The 24,664-nt window shown below is 67.4% G+C and carries 26 protein-coding genes; 12 read left to right on the top strand and 14 right to left on the bottom strand.

Annotation, left to right across the window (positions count from 1 at the left end; genetic code table 11):
- Window positions 1-2 precede the first annotated feature (2 nt).
- The 4 genes from LJ725_RS10710 to LJ725_RS10695 form a co-directional block, all read right to left on the bottom strand.
- Window positions 3-803, bottom strand: a complete 801-nt coding sequence (locus LJ725_RS10710; RefSeq protein WP_230550645.1) for an anti-sigma factor family protein — start codon at window positions 801-803, stop codon at window positions 3-5.
- Window positions 800-1,306, bottom strand: a complete 507-nt coding sequence (locus tag LJ725_RS10705) for an RNA polymerase sigma factor (RefSeq protein ID WP_230550644.1) — start codon at window positions 1,304-1,306, stop codon at window positions 800-802. Before LJ725_RS10705 ends, LJ725_RS10710 begins: the two co-directional genes overlap by 4 nt.
- A gap of 74 nt (window positions 1,307-1,380) precedes the next feature.
- Window positions 1,381-1,767 (bottom strand): COG4315 family predicted lipoprotein, encoded by a 387-nt coding sequence (locus LJ725_RS10700; RefSeq protein WP_230550643.1) that lies wholly within the window; start codon window positions 1,765-1,767, stop codon window positions 1,381-1,383.
- A gap of 90 nt (window positions 1,768-1,857) precedes the next feature.
- Entirely contained in the window at window positions 1,858-2,538 is a 681-nt protein-coding gene (locus LJ725_RS10695; protein WP_230550642.1) for a site-2 protease family protein, read from the bottom strand.
- Between the two features lie 148 nt (window positions 2,539-2,686).
- On the opposite strand from LJ725_RS10695, the gene LJ725_RS10690 reads away from it, so the two are divergent.
- The 4 genes from LJ725_RS10690 to LJ725_RS10675 all read left to right on the top strand — a co-directional run bounded on the left by LJ725_RS10690 (window position 2,687) and on the right by LJ725_RS10675 (window position 6,462).
- Entirely contained in the window at window positions 2,687-3,481 is a 795-nt protein-coding gene (locus LJ725_RS10690) for a dienelactone hydrolase family protein (RefSeq protein WP_230550641.1), read from the top strand.
- A 20-nt stretch (window positions 3,482-3,501) separates the two neighbouring features.
- Entirely contained in the window at window positions 3,502-4,749 is a 1,248-nt protein-coding gene (locus LJ725_RS10685) for a carbohydrate porin (protein WP_230550640.1), read from the top strand.
- Between the two features lie 40 nt (window positions 4,750-4,789).
- On the top strand, window positions 4,790-6,091 hold the full coding sequence (locus LJ725_RS10680; RefSeq protein ID WP_230550639.1) for an APC family permease: 1,302 nt from the start codon (window positions 4,790-4,792) through the stop codon (window positions 6,089-6,091).
- Between the two features lie 206 nt (window positions 6,092-6,297).
- Complete coding sequence (locus LJ725_RS10675; protein ID WP_230550638.1) at window positions 6,298-6,462, top strand: hypothetical protein; 165 nt, start codon at window positions 6,298-6,300, stop codon at window positions 6,460-6,462.
- A 41-nt stretch (window positions 6,463-6,503) separates the two neighbouring features.
- On the opposite strand, the gene LJ725_RS10670 is transcribed toward LJ725_RS10675, so the two are convergent.
- On the bottom strand, window positions 6,504-7,394 hold the full coding sequence (locus LJ725_RS10670; protein ID WP_230550637.1) for a lytic transglycosylase domain-containing protein: 891 nt from the start codon (window positions 7,392-7,394) through the stop codon (window positions 6,504-6,506).
- Between the two features lie 56 nt (window positions 7,395-7,450).
- Here LJ725_RS10670 and LJ725_RS10665 point away from each other — a divergent pair, with 56 nt between their 5' ends.
- Window positions 7,451-7,867, top strand: coding sequence for a GNAT family N-acetyltransferase (locus LJ725_RS10665; protein ID WP_230550636.1), 417 nt, complete (start codon window positions 7,451-7,453; stop codon window positions 7,865-7,867).
- Here the strand turns inward: LJ725_RS10665 and LJ725_RS10660 are convergent.
- Genes LJ725_RS10660 through fsa form a run of 4 tightly spaced genes read right to left on the bottom strand, consistent with a single transcriptional unit; the run spans window position 7,845 to window position 10,895 of the window.
- On the bottom strand, window positions 7,845-8,549 hold the full coding sequence (locus tag LJ725_RS10660) for an aspartate/glutamate racemase family protein (protein ID WP_230550635.1): 705 nt from the start codon (window positions 8,547-8,549) through the stop codon (window positions 7,845-7,847). The genes LJ725_RS10665 and LJ725_RS10660 overlap by 23 nt on opposite strands.
- A 2-nt stretch (window positions 8,550-8,551) precedes the next feature.
- Entirely contained in the window at window positions 8,552-9,484 is a 933-nt protein-coding gene (locus LJ725_RS10655; protein ID WP_230550634.1) for a tyrosine recombinase XerC, read from the bottom strand.
- A gap of 7 nt (window positions 9,485-9,491) precedes the next feature.
- The gene (locus LJ725_RS10650; protein WP_230550633.1) at window positions 9,492-10,223 is read right to left on the bottom strand and encodes a DUF484 family protein; all 732 of its coding nucleotides are present in this window, start codon (window positions 10,221-10,223) and stop codon (window positions 9,492-9,494) included.
- Between the two features lie 15 nt (window positions 10,224-10,238).
- On the bottom strand, window positions 10,239-10,895 hold the full coding sequence (fsa, locus tag LJ725_RS10645; RefSeq protein ID WP_230550632.1) for a fructose-6-phosphate aldolase: 657 nt from the start codon (window positions 10,893-10,895) through the stop codon (window positions 10,239-10,241).
- A gap of 109 nt (window positions 10,896-11,004) precedes the next feature.
- Here fsa and LJ725_RS10640 point away from each other — a divergent pair, with 109 nt between their 5' ends.
- From LJ725_RS10640 to LJ725_RS10610, 7 genes are all read left to right on the top strand, one after another.
- A complete protein-coding gene (locus tag LJ725_RS10640) occupies window positions 11,005-13,176 on the top strand; it encodes a primosomal protein N' (protein ID WP_230550631.1) in 2,172 nt (723 codons plus the stop codon).
- A gap of 151 nt (window positions 13,177-13,327) precedes the next feature.
- Window positions 13,328-13,921, top strand: coding sequence for a F0F1 ATP synthase subunit delta (locus LJ725_RS10635; protein WP_230550630.1), 594 nt, complete (start codon window positions 13,328-13,330; stop codon window positions 13,919-13,921).
- Entirely contained in the window at window positions 13,922-15,448 is a 1,527-nt protein-coding gene (atpA, locus tag LJ725_RS10630) for a F0F1 ATP synthase subunit alpha (protein ID WP_230550629.1), read from the top strand. It begins immediately after the preceding gene.
- Between the two features lie 14 nt (window positions 15,449-15,462).
- A complete protein-coding gene (locus LJ725_RS10625; RefSeq protein WP_230550628.1) occupies window positions 15,463-16,347 on the top strand; it encodes a F0F1 ATP synthase subunit gamma in 885 nt (294 codons plus the stop codon).
- 36 nt (window positions 16,348-16,383) lie between these two features.
- A complete protein-coding gene (gene atpD / locus LJ725_RS10620; RefSeq protein ID WP_230550627.1) occupies window positions 16,384-17,808 on the top strand; it encodes a F0F1 ATP synthase subunit beta in 1,425 nt (474 codons plus the stop codon).
- A 4-nt stretch (window positions 17,809-17,812) separates the two neighbouring features.
- A complete protein-coding gene (atpC, locus tag LJ725_RS10615) occupies window positions 17,813-18,226 on the top strand; it encodes an ATP synthase F1 subunit epsilon (RefSeq protein ID WP_230550626.1) in 414 nt (137 codons plus the stop codon).
- Window positions 18,227-18,338: 112 nt separating this feature from the next.
- Entirely contained in the window at window positions 18,339-19,157 is an 819-nt protein-coding gene (locus tag LJ725_RS10610) for a ferritin-like domain-containing protein (RefSeq protein WP_230550625.1), read from the top strand.
- 118 nt (window positions 19,158-19,275) lie between these two features.
- Here the strand turns inward: LJ725_RS10610 and LJ725_RS10605 are convergent, their stop codons facing one another.
- The 5 genes from LJ725_RS10605 to LJ725_RS10585 form a co-directional block, all read right to left on the bottom strand.
- Window positions 19,276-19,758 (bottom strand): RNA pyrophosphohydrolase, encoded by a 483-nt coding sequence (locus LJ725_RS10605; RefSeq protein ID WP_230550624.1) that lies wholly within the window; start codon window positions 19,756-19,758, stop codon window positions 19,276-19,278.
- A complete protein-coding gene (locus LJ725_RS10600; protein WP_230550623.1) occupies window positions 19,755-20,900 on the bottom strand; it encodes a divergent polysaccharide deacetylase family protein in 1,146 nt (381 codons plus the stop codon). The genes LJ725_RS10605 and LJ725_RS10600 overlap by 4 nt, the downstream gene beginning before the upstream one ends.
- 22 nt (window positions 20,901-20,922) lie before the next feature.
- Entirely contained in the window at window positions 20,923-22,311 is a 1,389-nt protein-coding gene (locus tag LJ725_RS10595) for a S41 family peptidase (protein ID WP_230550622.1), read from the bottom strand.
- A gap of 130 nt (window positions 22,312-22,441) precedes the next feature.
- Window positions 22,442-24,034, bottom strand: a complete 1,593-nt coding sequence (gpmI, locus tag LJ725_RS10590) for a 2,3-bisphosphoglycerate-independent phosphoglycerate mutase (RefSeq protein ID WP_230550621.1) — start codon at window positions 24,032-24,034, stop codon at window positions 22,442-22,444.
- Window positions 24,034-24,633, bottom strand: coding sequence for a hypothetical protein (locus LJ725_RS10585; protein ID WP_230550620.1), 600 nt, complete (start codon window positions 24,631-24,633; stop codon window positions 24,034-24,036). Before LJ725_RS10585 ends, gpmI begins: the two co-directional genes overlap by 1 nt.
- Window positions 24,634-24,664 lie beyond the last annotated feature (31 nt).

Genomic DNA, 24,664 nt, shown 5'->3' with positions numbered 1-24,664 from the left:
GGTCAGCTCTTGCCCTCGAAGCCGCGATAGACCGCTTCGGCGATCGGCAGAAGTTCCTCTCGGCTGGCCGGCGCCGTCACCGCAAAACCGAATCCCTGGTCGATCCAGGCGAAGGTCGAGGCGTCGCCTTCCTTCTGGAAGCGGAACGCCGTCTCGGATCCTTCCGAGGCCCGCACGTAAATCGTGAGCCGTTTGCCGCTGGCATCGTCGTACATCAGCTGCGCTGCCGCGCCGTCGCCCCCCGGCAGCAAGCGCCCGCCCATCAGCCGATAGCCGAACGGCGAGAGGTCCGGAGCGGCGAGCTTCCGGCCCAGGCGCTTCGACAGCCACTGCAGCAGGTGCGCTTCCTGTTGCGCGCTCACCTCGACGGGATGGGCGACTTCGACCACAAAGGTCCGGTAGGCCGCTTTCGCCCCCTGCGCGACGCTGGCTGCCGGCGCTATCGGCTGCGGGCCGGGCGCAATCCCATTGGCGAACCACCCGGCGGTGGCACCGGCCACGAACAGCACGATCGCTGCCGCGGCGGAGGTCCACCCGCGCCTCCAGGAAGTGCGCCGCGCCGCCCGCAGGTTGGCGATGCGCAGGCGTGCTGGGACCGGTTCGGCGAACTTGGCATCGAGACGACTACGCAGCATGGCGCGTTGACGCCGCTCCGTGCCCATGCGCTCGGCAAGATCGGGATACGCGGCCAGGTGCGCCTCGACGGCCGCGCGGCGGTCGCCGTCGAGGCGATCGTCGACAAAGGCCTGCAGTTCGTTCTCGTCGATGGGAGAACCGCTCCCTGGCGTATCCGGGCCCGTCATTTCACTCTCCGCAGGAGCGTCGTTCGCCCCGTCTCAAGCAGTGCGCGCAGCTTCTGCCGGCCGCGCGCCAGCCGCGACATCACCGTGCCTACCGGCACGCCCATGACCTTCGCGGCATCGTCGTAGGAAAGATCCTCCACGCCAACCAGCAGCAGCAGCGACTTCTGCTCCTCCGGCAGCTGGTCGAGAGTCGTCAGGATGTCCCGCACCTCGAGGCCTGCATCCTGCTGCGCGCCGGTCGCCGGCATCGTCGCGTCGTCGAGTTCGACGAGGACCCCGCGCCGCCGCCCCTGGCGCAGCGCCGAGACGTACAGGTTGCGCTGGATTGCGAAGAGCCAGGCGCGAAGGTCGCCGTCGTGCCGCCGCAGCGACCAGCGCGACAGCGCGCGCTCCAGCGTGTCCTGGACCAGGTCGTCGGCCGCATCGTGGTCGCGCAGCAGCGCGTAGGCGTAGCGGCGCAACGCGGGGATCAGCGGTTCGAGCAGGGATTCCGCATCGGCCATGGGGCTACTCTAGAGGACAGGCGGTGCCGGCCGAACCGCGGCCGGCACCATTCCCTCGATACTTGCCGGTCGCCTTACTTGGCGATGTGCCAGGCGCCGTTCAGGAACCCGTCGCCGGTCGTGTCGCCGACCTTGGTGTCCTTGGCGAAGGCATAGAGCGGCTTGCCCTTGTAGGCCCACTGCTTCAGCCCGTCGTCACGCGTGATGATGGACCAGTCGCCCGATGCCTTCGCGCCGTCGGCGACGAGGGCCGGCGGCCAATTGGTGGCGCACGGGCCGTTGCACACCGACTTACCCGGCGTGGCGTCCTTGTCGAACGTGTAGAGCGTCATGCCGCTCGCGGTGACGAGCATGCCGTTCTTCATGGCCGGCGGGGTGGCAGAGGCGGGTTCGGCGGCGAACGCGCTCCCGGCCGCGAGGAGGACCAGCGCGGCGGCGGTGGCAAGGATCGATTTCAGCATTCTGTGACTCCCATGCAGCAGTTGGTCTGCAGAGGGGAGACGCCGGGAAGAGGCCGTTTATTCCAGGCGGCGGCACTTTTCTTTTGGGGGTCAGCCGTTGCCGGTGAGGCGGATGACGAGATCGACCATCCAGTTGACCGGCTCGCCCAGAATCCAGCCGATGACGTTGAGATCGGCGCCGAACTGCCGGCCGATCAGCGGCAGCAGGAAGATCAGGCCGAGCAGGATCGGCATGCCGTAGGGTTCGAGCCGGGCGAGCGGCAGCGCGAGGGCGTTGGGCAGCAGGCCGACCGCGACCCTGCCGCCATCGAGCGGCGGCAGCGGCACCATGTTGAAGACGGCGAGCAGGACGTTGATCAGGATCGCATTCTCGATGTTGAGGATCGTCCAGTTTGCCGCGGGCAGCGGCAGCAGGACGGCGAGGTGCGCCAGCAGTCCCGCGGCCACGGCCATCGCGATGTTCGTGGCCGGCCCGGCGGCGGCGACCCACACCATGTCGCGCTTGGGATTGTTCAGCGCCCGGAAGTTCACGGGCACCGGCTTGGCATAGCCGAACAGGAAGGGCGCGCGCAGGAAGATCAGCAGGCCCGGGAGGATGATCGTGCCGAACGGATCGATGTGCTTGAAGGGATTGAGGGTCACGCGGCCCTGTTGCCAGGCGGTGCGGTCGCCGAAGCGCAGGGCGACGAAGCCGTGCGCGGCCTCGTGCAGCGTGATCGCGAGGATCGCCGGTATGACCCAGGTGGAGATCGTGTAGATCGTGTCGCTCACGTGCAATCCACCTGTTGTCTCTGTCTTTGCATGGTTTACCGTTCGGCCGATGCATCATCGGTGGACGAACAGGCGCGGGCAAGGCGAAGCCGCCGGAACGAGATCGTGGCCGGTGTGCCTGGCCTTTTTGCTTGCCTTGTCGTGCGCGTTGCCCGCGACAGCCCAGCAGAATGTCCGCGTTCCGGTGGAGCAGGGCGGCCGCACGATCCAGCTTTCCGCGCAGCTTTTTCGTCCCGCCCAGCCGACCGGTCCGGTGCCGGCGGTCGCGCTGTTCCATGGCTGCGGCGGGCCCGGCCAGAACACGGCGCGCATGGCCGGGCTGCTCGCCTTCTGGGGGTATGCCGCGCTGGTGGTCGACAGTTTCTCGGCACGTGGCCTCAAGGATGTCTGCGGCCGCAACTGGCCGACGCAGGCCGCCGCCGAGGCGCGCGCCGGCGACATCGACGCCGCCCTCGCCTGGCTCGCGCAGCAGCCGGGCATCGATGCGCGGCGGCTCGCCTATATGGGCTATTCCTACGGCGGCGGGGTCGCGCTGCTGCGCGCCCTCTCGGGCAATCCCGATAACCGGTCGCCACCCGTCGCGCGCGCTGTCGTGCTGGTCTATCCCGACTGCGCGCTGGCCGATCCGCTGGGCCAGCGCCTCACGGTGCGTCAGCCGACCCTGCTCGCAATGGGCGCGCTCGACGACTGGACGCCGGTCTCGCAGTGCCGTGCCCTCCTGGAGCGGGTGGTGCGCGGGCAGGAGCTGGTCGAAACAAAGGTTTATCCGGGGGCGCATCACAGTTTCGATGCGCTCGGCCTGCCGGTGCGCTATCTCGACGGGGTTGGCAATCGCAGCAAGCCCGGCGGTTGCTGTGGCGCGCACTATGGCGCCCACGAGCCCGCCTGGAAGCAGTTCGTGGTCGATGTACGAGCGTTCCTCGACAAGGCACTGAAGCTGTAACGCGGGCCGGCGGGAGCTCTATGCGTTCGACGGCGTGGATTGGCGGGCTGGCAGCCCTGGTCCTTCCCCTCGCGGAAGCGGACGCGCAGGATTCTGCGGGCACCGACGGCGTGCGCCATGTCGGCAAGGTACACAACCGGATGCGGGCGGCCGAGGCGCGCGAACGGTACTTCCTCGACCAGGAGATCGACGACGCTTCGCGACGCTACGCGCTGGCGAAGAAGGAAATCCAGAAATCGACCGGCATCTTCTATTCGATGACCTCTTCGGTCGTGAGCCAGTGGGGTACGCCGGGCAGCGAGTACGGGGCGGTCCAGGCCCAGTTCTCGCCGGCCCTGAACTGGAAGATGTTCAACGATTCCGGTATCGGTGCGGGGTCCTTCCAGTTCGCCTATCTCGCGACCCAGTACTGGTCGGGCCAGACCGGACAGAGCCTGCAGGACCGGCTCTTCCTCAACAGCCCGGTCAACGACTATCCCGTCAACCAGCTCACCTTCGCGCAGGTGAGCTACACGCACGACTTTCCCGGTCATTTCGTGTCGCTGACCCTGGGGCAGTTTCCTTTCTCCAACTTCGATACCAACGCCTACTCCAACAACGAGCAGGTCAATTTCATCGGCTATTCACTTGCACAGAACGGCAGCCAGAACTACTCGCAGGGCAGTCTCGGCGCCTATGTTCAGGTCAATCCGATGAAGGAGCTGACCTTCATCGCCGGTTTCCAGGACGCCAACAACGTCGCGGCGTCGAACTACATCCAGTTCAACACAGCGTTTCAGGGCCAGTATTCCTGGTTCCTCTACGGCGGCGTGTCGGCTGACCTCGGCAGGCTGGGGCAGGGCATCTATTCGCTTCTCTACTACAATCTGCCGAGTGTCTCGATGCAGCCGCAGGCGAGTTCGGGCCTCTCGTTCAACGCCTCGCAGACATTCGGCAAGCACTGGGGCCTGTTCCTGCGTGCCAACACCGCGTGGAATTCGAGCTGGTACATCCAGTCGTCGATCGCCGGCGGCGCGGTCTACAACGATCCGCTGGGTCGCGCGCCACGCGACCAGATCGGGCTTGGCGTCGCCTGGAACGCCACGAACCAGAACCTGTATTCCGGGACCCCGGTGCGGCCCAGCGAGACGATGGTCGAGCTCTACTGGTCGTGGTCGGTGAGACACCTGTTGATCACGCCCGACCTGCAGCTTTATTTCCAGCCGGCGCTGGCGCCTACGCAGCAGATGGCAGCGGTTTTCTCGCTGCGTCTCACAGTGCTGTTCTGACGTCTTGCCCGCAAGCGTGTTCGAGAGGGAGAGCCTGTCCGTGACCGATACGATCGAGCCTTCCCAGCGCACGCACGGGCGGATGAGCATGTGGAGCGTCTCGGCGCTCGGCATCGGTTCCATGGTCGGTGCCGGCATCTTCGCGCTGCTGGGCCAGGCCGCCCTGATGACCGGCAGCGACGTCTATCTCTCCTTCGCCGTCGGCGGCGTCATCGCGCTGCTGTCGGGCTACTCCTATGCCCGGCTCGCCGCCCGCTTCCCGAGTTCGGGCGGCATCATGGACTATTTCGACCGGGCCTTTCCGTCGAAGACCGTGGCGGGCGGGCTGTCGGTCCTCTATCTGGTGACGCAGATCGTCAACATCGCGATGGTCTCCAAGACCTTCGGCGCCTATGCCGACCGGCTGCTGTTGGGCGACGTGTCGGCGGCCTATGTGGCCAACATTTTCGCGTCGGCGGTCGTGATCGTCCTCTTCATCGTCAACATGGCGGGGTCCGGCGTGGTCGGGCGCGTCGAGGAGCTGCTGGTCGGGATCAAGCTGGTCATCCTGACGGGGCTGTTGGTGGCCGGTGGGGCGAGCATCGATCCCGCGATGCTGGCGAAGGGACCGAACGTCGGGCCCGGCATATTGCTCGCCAGTGTCGGCCTCACCTTCTTCGCCTATGGCGGCTACGGCATGATGACCAATGCGTCGGGCCACGTCGCCGATCCCGCAAAGACCATCCCGCGCGCCATCTTCCTCGCGATCGGCGTCGTGATCGTCCTCTATATCGGCCTGTCGGTGGTCGTGATGGGCAACATCTCGCCCGACGAGCTGGCGCGCTTCGCGACCACGGCCGTGGCGCAGGCCGCCAAGCCCGTCCTCGGTCAGGCCGGCTTCGTCGTCGTGTCGATCGGCGCGCTGTTCGCGACCGCTTCTTCGATCAATGCGAGCTTCTTCTGCGCTCTCGAAGTCTCGCGCGGCCTCGCCGGCAAGGGACAGCTTCCCGCCGTGTTCGAGCGGGCCGCCTGGGGGCAGGGCACACGCGGGCTGGTGTGGTCGGCCGGCGCCGTTCTGGTGATGGTCAACCTTCTCGATCTCGGCGCCATCGCCCAGGTCGCGGGTGCCACGATCCTGATCTGCTATCTCGGCGTCTTCGCCGCGCACTGGCGGCTGCATGGAGAAGCGGGGGGATGGCGTCTCCCGATCGTCGTCGGTGCGGCGCTGATGGCCGTGGTGCTCGTGGCGTTCGCGGTCAGTCTCTGGTCGACGCAGCCCTCGGTCATCTGGCTCACCGGGCTGGCCGTCGCCGGCAGCCTGGGCGTCGAATGGCTCATTCAACGTCGCCGCCGCTCGTCCTGATACCCCGGGCGAAGTAGACATTCCGGCCGGCAGGGAGGCTCTGATGACCAGGACGATCTGGCATTGCCACATCGCGGTGTCGTTCGACGGCAAGATCGCGCGGCCCGACGGTTCGTTCGACTGGCTGATGGACTATCCGCCGCAGGAATTCGGCATCGACGCGTTCCTCGCGGAGGTCGACGCCATCGTGATGGGGCGTGCCACCTATGGCGGTGGGCAAGCTCGATGTCCTCGAAATGGCGCTGCGGCCGCTGGTGCTGGGCGACGGCATCCCGCTGTTCCCCGAGGGCACACCGGGCCTCGGGCTGCGGCTGGTCAAATGCGAGCCCCGGTCGGGCGGGGCGCTGCACCTCGTCTACCAGGCCGCCTGATCAGCAGGCTCTTCTCCTCCCCGGCACACGGGAGCTTCGCGTCAATCCCGCGGGTTGCGGAAGACGACGCAGGCGCCCCCCTTGGCCTTCAGCTTCGCGCATAGGGCGTCGGCCTCCGCCCGGGTGTTTGCCGAGACCCGCACGGCATAGGTGGGCAAATCGGCGCGGCGCGAATTCAGGACCAGCGGCAGCCTGTCGTCGAGCACGGGTTCGTACTTGCGCCGAAGCCGCTCGTAGTGGGCAAGCACGCGGCCTTCGGACCAGTTGCCGGCAAGCTGGACGCCCCACGGTCCCCAGGCCGGGTCCGACGTGAGCAGGGGGCGGCGGCGTGGCGTGTCGATCATGTTCCTGGCGAGTTCGACGCAGCGTTCGCCGGTCTGTGTCGCGGTGGACTGCAACTGCGGCATCGGCTGGGCGGTCCAGGCTTCGACGCTGTAACCGGTGACGATGCGGACATAGGCCTGCGTCTCGCCGGGCAGGATGCCGCGGCCGCTGCGCCAGGCCTCGACCTGGCCGGGACCGGCATTGTAGGCGGCTGCGGCCAGGCCGAGATTGCCGCGGAAGGTCGTGCGCAGCTCGCGCAGGTAGCTCGCCGACTCGCGCAACGCCTGCAGCGGTTCGAAGGCGTTCGTGAGGCCGCGCATCGCGGCGGTCCCCGGCATGAATTGCGCGATTCCCTGCGCGCCTGCCGAGCTGACGGCCGAGGGATTGAAGCGGCTCTCCTGCCAGATCAGGCGCGTGAAGAACTCTTCCGGCAGCCCGTTGTCGGCCGCCGCCTGGGCCAGCGTGCTGCAGATGTCGGCGACGGAAGGGCGCCGGTCATTCGCCGGTTCGGCGCGCACCTGTAGCAGCGGTGCCGAGGCAATGGCGAGCGATACCACGGCCAGCAGCGACAGCAGCAGAGATCGCGGAATGAGCAGCGCGTGATCCATTGGCGGAAATGGTATCATCGCCGACCGAATCCACGCACCGCATCGGACTCCTTTTCATGATCCGCAAGGCAACGCTTGCCGACCGCCCCCGAATCTCCGAAGTGCGCCTCGCCGTGCGGGAAAACCAGCTCAGTGCGTCCTCGGCGGGCAAGGTCGAGACCACCGCCGACTGGATCTTCGCAAACGCTACCTTCTGGGTATGGGAAGAGGCCGGGGTCATCCAGGGCTTCTCGGTCGCCGATCCGCGCGACGGCACGATCTTCGGCCTGTTCATCCATCCCGACTACGAAGGGCGCGGTCTCGCCCGCGCGCTGCTGCCGCTGGCCTGCGAGGATCTGAAAGCCGCAGGCTTCGCGGTGGCGACGCTGACGACGGGTCCCGGCACGCGCGCCGAACGCTTCTATCGCACCAACGGCTGGGAAGAGATCGGCCGCCAGAACGACGGCGAGATCATTTTCCGGAAGGCGCTGTAACGGCGCGCTTCAGGGCGGCCCGTGCGAGGAGCCGCGTCGAATCGAGCGTCGGCAGAGGCGAGTTGCCGTCATTCATGATGAGAGGGATCTCCGTGCAACCCAGGATGACCGCATCGCAGCCTTCTGCCTTCATGCGATTCATCACGCGTTGGTAGGCCGCCACGGCCTCGGCGGTGAACACGCCCTGTACCAGCTCGCCCATGATGATGCGGTTGGTCTCGTCGCGCTCGGCTTCCGTCGGTCGCAACCAGGCAAGACCCTGCGCCTCGATCTTCTCGGGGTAGACCTCGCTGTCGATCAGCCAACGCGTGCCGGTGATGCCGAGCTTCCTGTAGCCGCGCGCCGCGGCTTCGGCGGCCACCACCTCGGCGATGTGCAGCCAGGGCAGCGGCGAGCGTGGCAGCACATGCACCATGGCCTGGTGGATCGTGTTGTCGGGACAGATCAGGAAGTCCGCGCCGGCCTTCGCGAGCTTGTCGGCCGAGGACAGCATCAGTTCGGCCACGCCTGTCCGGTCGCCGCGATCGAGGCAAACGACATAGTCGGCCAGCGAGTGGGTGTGCATCGAGACTTCGGGATGGGCATGCGGGCCCATCAGGCCCGAGCCCTCGACGCAGATGGTCTTGTAGCAGAGCGCCGCGCCCTCGGCGGAGCATGCGACGATTCCGATGTGTTGCGTCATGGTCAGCCCTTGGCGCGCGGATGGGCGGCGCGATAGACGGCGGCGAGACGGGCGGCATCGACGTCGGTGTAGCGCTGAGTCGTCGACAGCGACGCGTGGCCCAGGAGTTCCTGGATGGTGCGCAGGTCGCCGCCCGCGCCCAGCAGATGGGTGGCGAAGGAATGACGCAGCGCGTGCGGCGTCACGCTTTCGGCGAGGCCGAGATCGCGCCGGATCTCGCGCACCCGCTTCTGCACGATGGCGGGATCGAGCGCACCGCCGCGCGCGCCGATGAAGACGCGATCCGAAGGCTTGGCCGCCGCGAGCCACGGGCAGGCGTCGCGATAGGCCTTCAGCGCCTGCAGCGCCTGCGGCAGCAATGGCACCAGCCGGGTCTTGTTGCCCTTGCCGGTGACGGCGAGCGTGTCGCGGCCGCTCTTCAGCAGGTCGTCGACTTCGGCCTTCGTCAGAGACAGCGCCTCACCGATGCGCAGGCCCGCGCCGTAGAGCAGGACCAGCACGGCGGCGTCGCGCAGGTCGATCCAGGGCGCCCGTTCCTGGTCGGACTGCGCTTCAAGCACGTCCTCCATGTCGCGTTCGCTCAGCGCCTTCGGCACGGCGCGCGGCAGCTTGGGCGTCTGGATGGTGGCGATGCTCGCATTGTGCGCGAGGCCGTTCTTGTCGAGGAAGCGGAAGAACGATCGCACCGAGGAGAAGGCACGCGCCGTCGAGGTGCGCGCCATGCCCTGCCGGGAGCGCTCGGCCAGCCAGGCGCGGAACTCGGCGGGCTTCAGGCGGGCCAGTGCCTCGAGCGTGGGCGTTTCGCCGAGATAGCCCGTCATGAAGCCGAGGAAGGTGGCGACGTCGTGCTCGTAGGCGGTGAGCGTGTGGACGGCGAGCCGGCGTTCGGTCTTCAGCCAGTCGCGCCACGCCTCCAGTGCGCCGGCGACGGTCAAGGCGATGTCACTCGGGCAGGTCGAGCCAGGCGCGGATCGTGTTCTCCAGCACCTTCGACAGGAAGAACAGCAGCTCGGTCGCCATCTCCGGCCCGAAGGCCTCGGGATCGCGCGCGCCGAAGCACATGACGCCGTCGGGCGAACCCGACGAGACCTGCAGGCGCATCAGCACGTCGGATTTCACGAAGCGCGCCACGTCACCGAAGAAGGCTTCCTCGCCCACGATGTTGGAGCGCAGGCGGGCATGCTTGTCGGGGCCGATGGCGGCATCGATGGCGCCGGGCGCCAGCACGTAGACGCCGCGCACCGGCACGCGCTTGGGCGCATCGGCATTGGCCTCGATCGCCATGGTGATGAAGTCGACGTCGAGCAGCTCGGGCAGCTCGTGGGTGACGACGTGGATCATCTTCTCGAAGGTCGTCGCCTGGATGATGCTGATGACCGCCGCCTGGATGCGGTTCTGGACGATCTGGTTCTGCTTGGAATTGGCGATGATCTCGGTGCGCTCGACCTTGAGCTTCTCGATCTCGCCGCGCAGGCGCTTCAGGATCGCCTGCTGCATGTCGATCACGCCCGGCCCCTGCACGCGCGGCGTGATGCCCATCTCCGCGGCCAGTTCGCCGTTCTTGTCGAAGAAGTCGGGATGGGCCTTGAGATAGGCCACGACGTCGTCGGCGGTGATCAGCTTCACCTGCCGGCCGGAGCCGTCGGGCGCTGGGATCGTACCGTCATTGGCCATGTGCCCGTCCGCGAGTCAGAGGATCGACTGGCCGGTCTTGGCCCAATCTTCGAGGAAGGCCTTCAGACCGTTGTCGGTCAGGGTGTGCTTGAAGAGCTGGCGCAGCACGTTGGGCGGCAGCGTGCCGACATGGGCGCCGAGCTTGGCGGCGGCGATCACGTGCTGGGTATGGCGGATCGAGGCGACCAACACCTCGGTCTTGAAGTGCGGATACTGGCGATAGATCGTCATGATCTCGCCGATGAGATGCATGCCGTCCTGGCCGATATCGTCGAGGCGGCCGACGAAGGGCGAGACGAAGGTCGCGCCGGCCTTGGCCGCCAGCAGCGCCTGCGCCGCCGAGAAGCAAAGCGTGACGTTGACCATCGTGCCTTCGGACGTCAACACCTTGCAGGTCTTGAGACCGTCCGGCGTCAGCGGCACCTTCACGGTGACGTTCTTGGCGAGCTTGGCGAGTTTGCGGCCTTCCTCGAGCATCGTCTTGTGATCGGTCGCGACCGTTTCGGCGCTGACCGGGCCCGGTACGATGGCGCAGATCTCCTTGATGACGTCGAGCATCTGCCGGCCCGACTTGGCGATCAGCGAGGGGTTGGTCGTCACCCCGTCGAGCAGGCCGGAGGCCGCCAGATCCTTGATATCGGCGACATCGGCGGTATCGACGAAGAACTTCATATAAAATACCCCAATGGCCAGTGGTTCGGACTCGCCTGTTGCCACAATTTCTAGCGATTCCCCCTCGGAGCCACAAGCCAAGGGGGACGCGCCGTCGCGTCTCGAACCGGTGGAAAACACGATCAAGGTCCTGCTGCCGCTGCCGCTTGGCGATGCCTACGACTATCGCGTGCCCGACGGCATGGCCGTCGCGCCGGGGCATTTCGTCGTGGTCCCGCTCGGCAAGCGCGAAACGGTCGGCGTGATCTGGGGCGCCGGCACGGGCGATGTCGCGCCGGAGAAGCTGCGCGACGTGATCGCGGTCTTGCCGGCGCTGCCGATGGCCGACGCGATGCGCCGTTTCATCGACTGGGTCTCCGCCTACACGCTGATGCCTGCAGGCGCCGTGCTGCGTATGGCGATGAGCGTGCCTTCAGCCCTCGAGGCGCCCAAGACCGAACTCGTCTATCGCCCCGCCGAGCCGACCGGCGATACCGCGCTCAAGTTGACCTCGGCACGCCGTCGTGTGCTGGACCAATTGAAGGACGGGCCCGCAATGTCCGCTGCCGAACTGGCCCATCTCGCCGGCGTCGGCGCGTCGGTCGTGAAGGGCATGGTGTCGGCCGGGCTGCTCGCGGCCGAGGAACGCATCGTGCGACGATCGTTTCCGCGGCCCGATGGGCTACATGACGGGCCGACCCTGTCGCCGGCCCAGAAGATCGCCGCCGACGGGCTGGTGGAGAAGGTGAAGGCGCACGCCTTCTCGGCAACGCTCCTCGATGGCGTGCCGGGTGCGGGCAAGACGGAGGTCTATTTCGAGGCGGTCGCCGCCTGTATCGCGGCCGGCCGGCAGGTGCTGGTTCTGCTGCCGGAGATCGCGCTCACGGCGCAGTGGCTCAAGCGCTTCGAGGATCGCTTTGGTGCTCCGCCGTCGCCGTGGCATTCCGGCCTCACCAGCCTGGAGCGTCGCGAGACGTGGCGTGCCATCGCGGAGGGACGGGTCGGCGTCGTGGTCGGCGCGCGCTCCGCGCTGTTCCTGCCCTTCGCCGATCTCGGCCTCATCGTCGTCGACGAGGAGCACGACAGTTCCTTCAAGCAGGACGAGGGCGTCGTCTACAACGCACGCGACATGGCGGTGGTGCGAGCCCGCCTCGCCTCCGCTCCGATCGTGCTGGCGTCCGCGACGCCTTCGCTCGAGAGCGTCGTCAACGTGAAGGCAGGACGCTACGGCGAGGTGCGTCTTCCGGGTCGGCACGGCGGCCATCAACTCGCAACCCTGTCGGCGGTCGATCTGCGACGCGAGGCGCCGCCGCGCGGTCGCTGGCTGTCGCCGCCGGTCGTCGAGGCGATGAAGAAGACGCTGGCGGCAGGCGAGCAGACGCTGCTCTATCTCAATCGCCGCGGCTATGCGCCAATCACGCTCTGTCGCGCCTGCGGCTCGGGGCTGGAATGCCCGCAATGTTCGGCCTGGCTGGTCGAGCATCGCTTTCGCCGCACGCTGGTCTGCCACCATTGCGGCTACTCCGAGCCGCCGGCGCAGAACTGCCGTCACTGCGGCGCCGTCGATCAGTTCGTCGCCTGCGGCCCGGGCGTCGAGCGGCTGGCGGAGGAGGCGCTGGAACTCTTCCCCGAGGCCCGGCTGGAGCTCTTCACATCCGACAGCCTGGTGAACCGCGAGGAAGCGTCGGCTGCCGTCGAACGCATGGAGAGGGGCGAGATCGACATCCTGATCGGCACGCAGATGGCCGCGAAGGGCCACCATTTCCCCAACCTGACCCTGGTGGCGGTGATCGATGCGGATCTCGGCCTGAACGGCGGCGACCTGCGGGCGGCGGAGCGGACATTCCAGCTCCTCTATCAGGTGGCGGGGCGCGCCGGCCGCGACGGCCGGCCGGGCCGGGCGCTGATCCAGACCCATAATCCCGACCATCCGGTGATGCAGGCGCTGGTGTCGGGCGATCGCGACCGCTTCGTCGACGTGGAGCTGCACGGCCGGTCGGAGGCCGGCATGCCGCCCTATGGACGCCTGGCGTCCCTGATCGTTTCCGGTCCTGATCCCGCCGCTGTGGACAATGTCTGCGCTGCTTTGGCGCGCCAGGCTCCCCAGCAGGCAGGTGTGACGATCCTGGGGCCCTCCGTCGCACCGATGGCCCTGCTGCGCGGCCGGCACCGGCGGCGGTTCCTGCTGAAGGCCGGCCGGGAAATCGCCGTGCAGCCCTTGCTTCATGCCTGGCTGGAGAAGATCGGCCTGCCCGGATCGGTCCGCCTGCAGGTGGACGTCGACCCCTATTCGTTCCTCTGAGAGTCCCCCCGCGCCGAAAAACCGCTGTAGAACAGCGCTTTGTCGGCGTTGCGCCGGGAAATGCAGCATGGTAGCAACGCGCGCTTTTCCGGGGTGGGGCGGCAAGCGACGCGGGGCGTTCTGCTAGAGAAAAGCGTGTTATTTCAATGGCTTGCCGGCCGCGTTCCGTGGCAGGGGAGAGGCTCTCGACGTGACCACCGCAACCACCGGCGTTGCCGGACGCTACGCAAGCGCCCTTTTTGAGCTCGCCGACAGCTCGAAGGCTCTCGACCAGGTCGCGCAGGATCTCACCACTTTCCGCAATCTCGTCGCGGAGAGCGCCGACCTCGCCCGCCTGATCGCGAGCCCCGTCATCGGTCGCGCGCTGCAGGGCAAGGCCCTGCTGGCCGTGCTCGACGCCGCCGGTATTTCCGGTTTGACCCGCAATTTCGTCGGGACCGTGGCGGCGAACGGCCGTGCGCGCGACCTGCCGGCGATGGCTTCGGCCTTCCTCGCCGAACTGGCCCGTCGCCGCGGCGAAACCACCGCGACGGTCACCTCCGCCGTTCCCCTGTCCCCCGCCCAGCTCCAGCAGCTCAGCGACGCGCTGCGTTCCGTGCTGGGCAGCAACAAGGTTTCCATCGACGCGCGCGTCGAACCCGACATTCTCGGCGGTCTCGTCGTCAAGGTCGGTTCGCGCCTGTTCGATTCGTCTGTCCGCAGCAAGTTGCAGCGCCTGCAGCTTGCCATGAAGGGAGTTGCCTAAATGGATATCCGTGCCGCCGAAATCTCGGCCATTCTGAAGCAGCAGATCGCCAACTTCGGCACCGAGGCCGAAGTGGCCGAGGTCGGCCAGGTCCTCTCCGTCGGTGACGGTATCGCGCGCGTCTACGGCCTCGACAGCGTCAAGGCCGGCGAGATGGTCGAGTTCCCGGGCGGCATCAAGGGCATGGCGCTCAACCTCGAGAGCGACAATGTCGGCGTCGTGATCTTCGGCGAAGACCGCACCATCCGCGAAGGCGACACGGTCAAGCGTACCGGCGCCATCGTCGACGTCCCGGTTGGCAAGGGGCTGCTCGGACGCGTGGTCGACGGCCTCGGCAACCCGATCGACGGCAAGGGCCCGATCCAGTCGACCGAGCGCCGCCTCGTCGAGGTCAAGGCGCCCGGCATCATTCCGCGCAAGTCGGTGAACGAGCCGATGCAGACGGGCCTCAAGGCGATCGACTCGCTGGTCCCGGTCGGCCGCGGTCAGCGCGAACTGATCATCGGTGACCGCCAGACCGGCAAGACCGCCGTCGCGATCGACACCTTCCTGAACCAGAAGGGCATCAACAAGGGCACCGACGAGAGCCGTAAGCTCTATTGCGTCTACGTCGCCATCGGCCAGAAGCGCTCGACCGTCGCCCAGATCGTGAAGACGCTCGAGGACAACGGCGCGCTGGAATATTCCATCGTCGTCGCCGCCACCGCGTCCGATCCGGCCCCCATGCAGTTCCTCGCGCCGTACACCGGCTGCGCCATGGGCGAGTACTTCCGCGACAACGGCATGCATGCCGTGATCGTGTACGACGACCTTTCCAAGCAGGCCGTCGCCTACCGCCAGATGTCGCTGCTGCTGCGCCGCCCGCCGGGCCGCGAAGCCTATCCCGGCGACGTGTTCTATCTCCACTCGCGCCTGCTCGAGCGCGCCGCCAAGCTGAACGAAAAGAACGGCTCGGGCTCGCTGACGGCGCTGCCGGTCATCGAGACGCAGGCCGGCGACGTGTCCGCCTACATTCCGACCAACGTCATCTCGATCACCGACGGCCAGATCTTCCTCGAGACCGAGCTCTTCTATCAGGGCATCCGTCCGGCGATTAACGTCGGTCTGTCGGTCAGCCGCGTCGGCTCGGCCGCGCAGATCAAGGCGATGAAGCAGGTGGCCGGCACCATCAAGCTGGAGCTCGCGCAGTATCGCGAGATGGCCGCCTTCGCGCAGTTCGCCTCCGACCTCGACGCCTCGACCCAGCGCCTGCTGGCCCGTGGCCAGCGCCTGACCGAGCTGCTGAAGCAGGGCCAGTTCGCGCCGATGCCGGTCGAGGAGCAGGTCGTGTCGCTCTACGCCGGCACCCGCGGCTTCCTCGACTCGCTGCCGGTCAACAAGGTCAACGACTTCGAGCACCAGATGCTCGACGCCGTCCGAGCCGAGGGCTCGATCCTGGCCTCGATCCGCGAGAAGCGCGAGATCGTCAAGGAGACCGACGACAAGCTGAAGGCGTTCCTCGGCGATTTCGTCAAGAAGTTCGCCTAGGTCCGCAGGTCTAGATGCCCAGTCTCAAGACCTACCGGCTGCGAATCCGAAGCGTCCAGTCGACGCAGAAGATCACGAAGGCCATGAAGATGGTGGCCGCCGCCAAGCTGCGGCGCGCCCAGGAACAGGCCACGGCGGCTCGCCCCTACGCGGAAGCCATGGACAAGATCCTGGCCTCGCTGGGCGCGAGCTTCCAGGGCGCGACCGGTGGTCCGCGTCTGCTGGCCGGCACGGGATCCGATCAGGTCCACCTGGTCATCGTCGCGACCGGCGACCGCGGTCTCTGCGGCGGCTTCAACAGCACCATCGTCCGCGAGGCGCGCCGCCAGATTCGCGCCCTGCTGGCCGAGGGCAAAACGGTCAAGATCTTCTGCGTCGGCCGCAAGGGCCGCGACCAGCTGCGTCGCGACTACAGCGCGCTGATCGTCGAGACGATCACCGATCTCGGCCGCCCGCGCCTGTCCTTCGGCGATGCCCAGAAGGTCGCCGCGCGCGTCATGGAAATGTACGACGCCGGTGAGTTCGACGTCGCCAAGGTGATCTTCAACCAGTTCAAGTCGGCGATGACGCAGGTCGTCACCGTGCAGCAGCTGATCCCGCCGCCGATGCCGGAAGCTTCCGCTGCGCCCGCCGCTGCCGGGGGCGCGATCTACGAGTTCGAGCCGGACGAGGGCGAGATCCTCGCAGACCTGCTGCCGCGCAACCTCACCGTCCAGATCTTCCGCGTCCTGCTGGAGAATGCGGCGAGCTTCTACGGCTCGCAGATGACGGCCATGGACAACGCCTCGCGCAACGCGGGCGACGTGATCAAGAAGCTGACGCTGCAGATGAACCGCTCGCGCCAGGCGTCGATCACCAAGGAACTCATCGAGATCATCTCGGGCGCCGAGGCCATCTAGGCCGGCTGCCAGGCAATCGAAGGAAAGGGATCCGTAATGGCTACCAACAACATCGGCACGATCACCCAGATCACGGGCGCGGTCGTCGACGTTCGCTTCGAAGGCGAACTGCCGAACATCCTGAACGCGCTGCACGTGAACGCCGACGGCCGCCTGATCGTGCTGGAAGTCGCGCAGCATCTCGGCGAGTCCGAGGTCCGCACGATCGCGATGGACACGACCGACGGTCTGGTCCGCGGCGAGAAGGCGGTCGACACCGGCGCCCCGATCGCCATGCCGGTAGGCCCCGAGACGCTGGGCCGCATCCTGAACGTCATCGGCGAGCCGGTCGACGAGCGCGGTCCGGTCGGCAACAAGCTGACCCTGCCGATCCATCGCAGCGCTCCGGAATTCGTCGAGCAGTCGACGGAAGCGCAGATCCTGGTCACGGGCATCAAGGTCATCGACCTGCTCGCGCCGTACGCCAAAGGCGGCAAGATCGGCCTGTTCGGCGGCGCCGGCGTCGGCAAGACGGTGACGATCATGGAGCTGATCAACAACGTCGCGAAGGCCCACGGCGGCGTGTCGGTCTTCGCCGGCGTCGGCGAGCGTACCCGCGAAGGCAACGACCTCTATCACGAGATGATCGAGGGCGGCGTCATCAAGCTCGACGGTCCGGGCTCGAAGGTGGCGCTGGTGTACGGCCAGATGAACGAGCCGCCGGGCGCCCGCGCCCGCGTCGCACTGTCGGGCCTCACGGTCGCCGAGTACTTCCGCGACGCCGAGGGCCAGGACGTGCTGTTCTTCGTCGACAACATCTTCCGCTTTACGCAGGCCGGCTCGGAAGTGTCGGCGCTGCTGGGCCGCATCCCGTCGGCGGTGGGTTACCAGCCCACCCTGTCGACCGACATGGGCGCCCTGCAGGAGCGCATCACCTCGACCAAGAAGGGTTCGATCACCTCGGTGCAGGCCATCTACGTGCCCGCCGACGACTTGACCGACCCGGCGCCGGCGACCTCGTTCGCCCACTTGGACGCCACGACCGTGCTGAGCCGCTCGATCGCCGAGCAGGCGATCTTCCCCGCCGTCGACCCGCTCGACTCGACCTCGCGCATGCTCGACCCGCGTGTCGTCGGCGACGAGCACTACACCGTCGCCCGTTCGGTGCAGCGCGTGCTGCAGCAGTACAAGTCGCTGCAGGACATCATCGCCATTCTGGGCATGGACGAGCTGTCGGAAGAGGACAAGCTGGTCGTGAGCCGCGCCCGCAAGATCCAGCGCTTCCTCAGCCAGCCGTTCCACGTCGCCGAGGTGTTCACGGGCACGCCGGGCGTGTTCGTGAAGCTCGAGGATACGATCAAGGCATTCAAGGCGATCGTCGCCGGTGAGTATGACGACCTGCCGGAGCCGGCCTTCTATATGGTCGGCACGATCGAAGAGGCCGTCGCCAAGGCCAAGAAGCTCGCGGCCGAGGCGGCCTAAGCAGATGGCCAAGGTCTCCTTCCGTCTGGTGATGCCCGAGCGCGAGTTGCTCGCGACCGAGGCCGACATGGTCGTCGTCCCGGGCAGCGAAGGCGACTTCGGCGTCCTGCCGGGCCACGCCCCGCTGGTCTCGACCGTCCGTCCGGGCGTGCTCGAGGTCTACCAGGGCAGCAAGGTCCAGCAGCGCTTCCTCGTGGCCGGCGGCTTCGCCGAGGTCACGCCGGAGCGTTGCACGGTACTCGCCGACGAGGCGGTGCCCTTCGAGCAGGTCACGGTCGCCCAGCTCGATGACCGCGAGCGTAACGCCCGCAACGACATCAGCGACGCCGCCACGCCCGCCGAGAAGGCCGCCGCGGAGAAGAACCTGGGCATCGTCCAGGATCTGAAGCGCGCCCAGGCCTTCTACGCCAGCCGCTGATTTCAGCACTACTGCGCATTTTCCGTCGAAAAGTGCACCGGTCTGCCATTGAAAGGCAGGCCGGACGTGGCTTTATTACGCTGGCAAGACAACGCACCGAGGGTGCTCGTTCATGGGTAACTGGACACTCGAGACGATCGCCTGGGATCGCTTCGATGCGTCGAAGGTCGATCCGGAGATCCTCCGCAACATCAAGGCGGCGGCTCTGGTGGAACGGAACGGCGGCGACTACGGCATCTATCTCGGCCGCGTGTTCGCCGGTGATGCGCTGTTCATGGACGCCGTAGACCATTGGGTCGTCGAGGAGGTCCAGCACGGGCTGGCGCTCGGCCGCTGGGCCCAGCTGGCCGACCCGTCCTGGGATTTCGACGCCGCCTTCGAGCGCTTCCGTACCGGCTACAAGCTGCCCCTTCACGTGACCGAATCGGTGCGCGGCAGCCAGGCCGGCGAAATGATCGCGCGCTGCATCGTCGAGACCGGCACGAGTTCCTACTACAGCGCCCTCAAGGACGCGACCGAGGAGCCCGTGCTGAAGCAGATCTGCCAGAAGATCGCCGCCGACGAGTTCCGGCACTACAAGCTGTTCTACGAGCACCTCAACCGTTGCCTGAGGCGCGACCGCCTGAACCGCTGGGCACGCCTGCGAATCGGCTGGGGCCGCCTCGCCGAGAGCGAGGACGATGAGCTCGCCTACGCCTACTTCGCCGCGAATGCGCCGGTCGATGCGGTCTACGACCGCAAGCGCAACATGCAGGCCTATGCCCGCCGGGCCTATCCGCTCTATCGCCAGGCCCACGTCCAGCGGGCCATCGCGATGGTGCTGAAAGCCGTCGGCCTCGAGCCGCAGGGCCGGCTCAACAACCTGATGACGCGCGCCGGCCTCTGGTTCCTGCGCCGCCACGCCGCCAAGCTCGCCGCGCAGGGCGCCTAAGGCACCGTGGCTTCATGGGAGCGCGTAATTCCAGCGGCGCTCCGATCCTGCTGATCGATGACATTTGCCCGCCACCGGAGTGGTGCGCTCCGTTTACCGGCAGCTCGCGCAGGCTCGATCAGGAAATCAGGTCGGCGAATTCCTCGAACACGGCTTCGTAGACGGCGCGCTTGAAGGGCACGATCACGGACGAGAGTTCGCCGGGAGCGATCCAGCGCCAGTCGACGAATTCCTGGTCGTGCGCATGGATGTCGATGTCGGCGTCCGTTCCGGTGAAGGCCAGCGCGAACCACTTCTGGGCCTGCCCGCGCCAGCGGCCCTTCCAGTAGGGCGGCCGCCGATCCTCCGGCACCTCGTAGGCGATCCACTTGGCGCTCTCGCGCAGCAGCAGGGCCTTTGCGGTGCCGACTTCCTCCCGCAGCTCCCGGCAGGCGGCCTCGACCGGAGTCTCGCCCTTGTCGATACCGCCCTGGGGCATCTGCCAGGCATCCGGCTGGTTGGCGCGGCAACCGACGAAGACCCGCCGGTCCGGCGCGATCAGCATCATGCCGACGTTTCGGCGATATTCCTCGGGGCGGCCGGTCATCATCATGGTCTTCATGGGCGGAGCTGGGCGGGCTGGGCGCGCATCCGGTTCAGGCAGGCATCGCGGCATTCGAAATGTCCGATGATGGGCACCATCGACACATCGGTGCGCGCCTCCTGGCCTTTGTACCAGCCGCGCAGCGACACGATGGCTTCCTCGTCCGGCTGGGCGACGCCGAACGCATGGCGCGGCGCGCGGTCGGGAGCCGACTCCGCGACCCAGGCCGCCAGCCGGTCGAGATTGCCGACCACGCCGTCGCCCGCCAGCTTGTAGTCGAGCACGTCGGTGCTGCGCGCGTAGCCCACGCCCAGCTCTTCGGTGAGCCGCTGGATCGAGGCCGGGCCCGCCGTCGGGTTGATCTCGATCAGCGCGAGCCCGCGATCGGCGATCTCCTTCACCAGCGGGCGCAGCACCCCTTCGCCGAGCGCCGGTCGGGCGGGCGCGGCGATGACGAGTCCCACATAGCCCTCGCCGCGCGCCAGGATGGCCCTCAGCCGCTTCAGGTTTTCCGCCGCGTCGGCGGCGGCCTCGATCGGGCGCAGGCCGCGCTCGCCGACGGCCGGGTCGTCCATCGGCAGCATGAGATAGGTCTCGTGTCCGAAGGCGCGAGCCTGCTGCAGCCAGCGCGGCAGATCGGGCGTGCCGGGCAGGAACGCCAGGCTGACTTCCGGCGGAAGCTCCTCGATCGCCTTGCGCATGGCGGGCTCGTTCAGGCCGACATTGATCATCAGCAGGCCAAGCCGGGCCGGTGCGCCGGCTGACGGGTCGAAGCGCCGCGCATGGGCGATCCAGGGCATCCAGCCCGACGGCGAGATACGCGGCAGTCGCAGCCCGTCGGCGGTGATCTCGATCATCGCGGCCACTTCCTCGGACGGCAGCTTGCGGAAGCCGAGGGATGGCGGAGGCCGCGGCGGCAGCGACAGGGCCTGCACGGGCGCCGGTTCGGTCGGTACGGCGGCGGCCGACGCGGAACTCACGGGCGATGTGGTCGCCGCGCCGTTGGTCGCGCGCGGCGCCTGGCCGTCCACCAGGTCTCCCAGGACGACGCCGGCGGAACCGGCGATCAGCGCGAACACGAAAAGGTAAGCGGCGACCAGGCCCCTGGGGGTCGGTCGCCGCTGTGCCGTCACGTCGCCGCTTCGGCCCGTACTGGCCAAGGCGTCAGTCCCGCAAGGCCCTTCAGTTGGCCTTGCCGCTGTAGAGCGAGATGCCGCGGATCAGGTCGGCCGCACGCAACAGCTGGTAGTCGGCGGCCTGCTCCTTCGGCGGCTCGTCCGGATCGCCCGACGGCGTCGCCTGCGGGGCCGTCTGGCCGGCGGCCTTGTCGTCGGTCTTGTCGCCCGGCTTGGCGGCTTCCGGCTTAGCCGGCGGCGTCGGCGCGGCGGGCTTGTCGTTCGGGTTGGTGATCGAGCGGCGCAGGTTCTCCTCGCGGAAACTCGAACGCTGCTGGATGTTCTCGATCTTCGCGGGCTCGACCTCGATGTCCGGCTTGATGCCTTCCTTCTGGATCGAGCGGCCCGAGGGCGTGAAGTAAAGCGCGGTGGTCAGGCGGATGGCTCCGCCGCCGGTCACCTGCATGATGGTCTGGACCGAGCCCTTGCCGAACGAGCGCGTGCCGAGCACGATCGCGCGGCGGTGATCCTGCAGCGCGCCGGCCACGATCTCAGAGGCCGAGGCCGAGCCGCCGTTCATCAGGATGACGATCGGCAGGCCGTTGGCGACGTCGCCCGGCTTGGCGTTCCAGCGCTGGACCTCGTCGTTCTTGCGTGCCTTCACCGAGACGATCTCGCCCTTGTCGAGGAAGGCGTCGGACATCGCGATCGCCTGGTCGAGCAGGCCGCCCGGGTTGTTGCGCAGGTCGATGATGTAGCCCTTGAGCTTGTTGCCGGCCTCCTTCTTGAGCTTCTCGACCGCGTCGAGCACGCCGGGCGTGGTCTGCTCGGTGAAGGAGGTGACGCGGATATAGCCGATGTCGCCGCCCTCGAGGCGGAACTTCACCGGCTTCACCTTGATCGTCTCGCGGGTCAGCGAAACATCGAACGGATCCTTGCTGCCGCGGCGGATCGAGACCTTGATCGGCGTGCCGACCTTGCCTCGCATCTTCTCGACGGCTTCCTGCAGGGTCAGGCCCTGCACCGGCTCGCCGTCCAGCGCGAAGATCAGGTCGCCGGGCTGGATGCCGGCGCGCGAGGCGGGCGTGTCGTCGATCGGCGACACGACCTTGATGACGCCGTTGTCCATCGTGACCTCGATGCCGAGGCCGCCGAACTCACCCTTCGTCTGGACCTGCATGTCCTTGTACGACTTCGGGTTCATGTAGCTCGAATGCGGGTCGAGGGCGCTCAGCATGCCGTTGATGGCATTCTCGATGAGCTGCTTCTCTTCCACCGGCTCGACATAGTCCCGGCGGATGCGCTCCAGCACGTCGCCGAACAGGTTGAGCTGCTGATAGAGCTCGCTCTTGTCGCCGCCGGCGGCCTTCGGGTCCGCTGCTTTGTTCTGCGCAAGGGCGGGAGTGGCCAGGAAAGCCACGGCCGTGGCGAGTGAAGCTAAGCGCAGAAAGGTCATTTGGGTGCCTTCAGGAGGGACGTCGTCGGCGGTTCTGGCAGCCGGCGATCCGGTGATTCAGCGTTGGAGTGAGGATACAGGGGCGTCTTTGGCAGGATCAAGGCGTCGGGCTCCGGCGCCCCTTCACAAATCAGGCAGAGGCTGCGGCAGCCGGGCGCGGGGGTAGCAGCACGGCCGGCCGCGACGCAGTCGAGAGCATCGACCTGCCGGTCATTTCCGCGGGCTGCGGAATGTCCATCAGGGCGAGCAGGGTCGGCGCCACGTCGGCCAGCTTGCCGTCGGTCAGCGAATGCACCGCCGCCGGCGCGTTGAACAGCAATGCCGGGACGCGATTCAACGTGTGCTGGGTGTGCTTCTGGTGCGACTGCTCGTCGAACATCTGCTCCGCATTGCCGTGATCGGCCGTGACGAGCATCGAGCCGCCCGCCGCCTGGATGGCCTGCATCAACCGGCCGAGACAGGCGTCGACCGCCTCGACGGCGCGGGTGGCGGCGCCGAGATCGCCGGTATGGCCGACCATGTCGGTATTCGCATAGTTCACGACGATAAGGTCGAACTTGCCGGAGCCGATCGCCTCGACCAGCCTGTCGGTCACCTCGGGCGCGCTCATCTCCGGCTTGAGATCGTAGGTCTTCACCTTGGGCGAGGGCACGAGGATGCGTTCCTCGCCCTCGAACACACGCTCCTCGCCGCCGTTGAAGAAGAACGTGACGTGCGCGTACTTCTCCGTCTCGGCGATGCGCAGTTGCTTCAGTCCGGCCTTCGACACGGTCTCGCCGAGCCCCATCCTGATGACCTCCGGCGGGAAGAGCGTCTTCAGGAAGGGATTGAGCGCCGCCGAATAGTCGACCATGCCGACCTTCGTCGCGAAGTGGACGACCCGGTTGCGATTGAAACCGTCGAAGCGCGGATCGAGCAGCGCCGTCAGGATCTGTCGCGCGCGGTCGGAGCGGTAGTTGAACATCAGGAGGCCGTCGCCATCCTTCATGCCGGCATAGCCGTCGATCACGGTCGGCAGCACGAACTCGTCGTCGAGGTTTGCGGCATAACCCTTGTCCACGGCTTGCCGGGCCGTCGCCGCATGCTCGCCCTTTGCATCGACCATGGCGTCATAGGCCAGGGTCACCCGCTCCCAGCGCTTGTCGCGGTCCATCGGATAGAAGCGGCCGGACACGGTGGCAAAGCGGATCGGCAGGCCGGGCTTCAGACCCGCCTGGATATGATCGAGGCATTCCAGGGCGCTGCGCGGCGGCATGTCCCGCCCGTCCAGGAAGGCGTGGATCCAGACCGGCACGCCGTGCCCGCCGAAGAGGTTGGCGAGGAAGACCAGATGGTCCTGGTGGGCATGCACGCCGCCCGGCGAGGCCAGCCCCATCAGGTGGAGCGCCGCACCGTTCTTCTTCAGCGTGGCGATCGTCTCGGCGAGGATCGGGTTGGTCGCCAGCGAGCCGTCCTCGATCGCATTGTCGATGCGCGGCAGGTCGGGCACCGCGACGCGACCGGCGCCGAGGTTCATGTGGCCGACCTCGGAGTTGCCCATCTGGCCCTTGGGCAGGCCGACGAAGGTTTCCGAAGCATCGACCAGTCCCTGGGGGCAGGTCGCGACCAACCGGTCGAAGTTCGGCGTGCGGGCGCGCAGGATCGCGTTGTTGGAGCGATCGGGACGATATCCCCAGCCGTCGAGAATGCAGAGCAGGACGGGACGCGACGTCTTGGCGGCCATCACGAGGCCTTCCGCGGCATCGGCTCGGCGCGTTCGACGGCGTTGAACTTGTTGGGGCAGCTCAGTTCACGCGGATCAGTGTTGGGATTCTGGTCCGGCACCTCGATGGCGCAGAACACGAACTCGCCGCGCGGCTCGCCGTCGATGCTCACATCGTAGGTGTAGGTGCCCGGCGGATCGCCCGGGATGATGCACCAGGAGCGCTGCAGCACGCCGTCCTGCACCGTCTCGAGCATGCGGGTGGTGGCCTTGGTCTTGTCGGCGCTGACTTCGGTCTCGGGGCCGGCGATCACCTGCTCGGCCGGTTGCGAGGTGGTGAGGACCTCGCGCAGCGACACGACGCGGTTGGGGCCGCCGAGATACATGCGCCAGCCGAAGCAGGCGCGATGGAACAGCAGCGGGATGGCGTTCGTCTCGTAGTGGCGCTGCTTGCCGTCCTCGCCCGTGATCGACACGTACGGGATGCTGCGCACCGGCTTTGTAAGCGGCCTTTCGACGGGCTTTGCCGGGGCCGGCGACTGGGCCAGGACGGCGCCGGGAACGGCGGCCAGGAGGAGGGCGGAGGAGGTGGCCGCGAGCCACCGGGCAATTGCGTGCATGACCACCAATGTAGCCCCGGTTTTTCGTCAG

This window comes from Reyranella aquatilis (genome assembly GCF_020880995.1).
In the GTDB taxonomy this organism is placed as follows: domain Bacteria; phylum Pseudomonadota; class Alphaproteobacteria; order Reyranellales; family Reyranellaceae; genus Reyranella; species Reyranella aquatilis.
The sequence above is the reverse complement of the archived record's forward strand: the minus strand, read 5'-3'. Positions and strand labels throughout refer to the sequence as shown.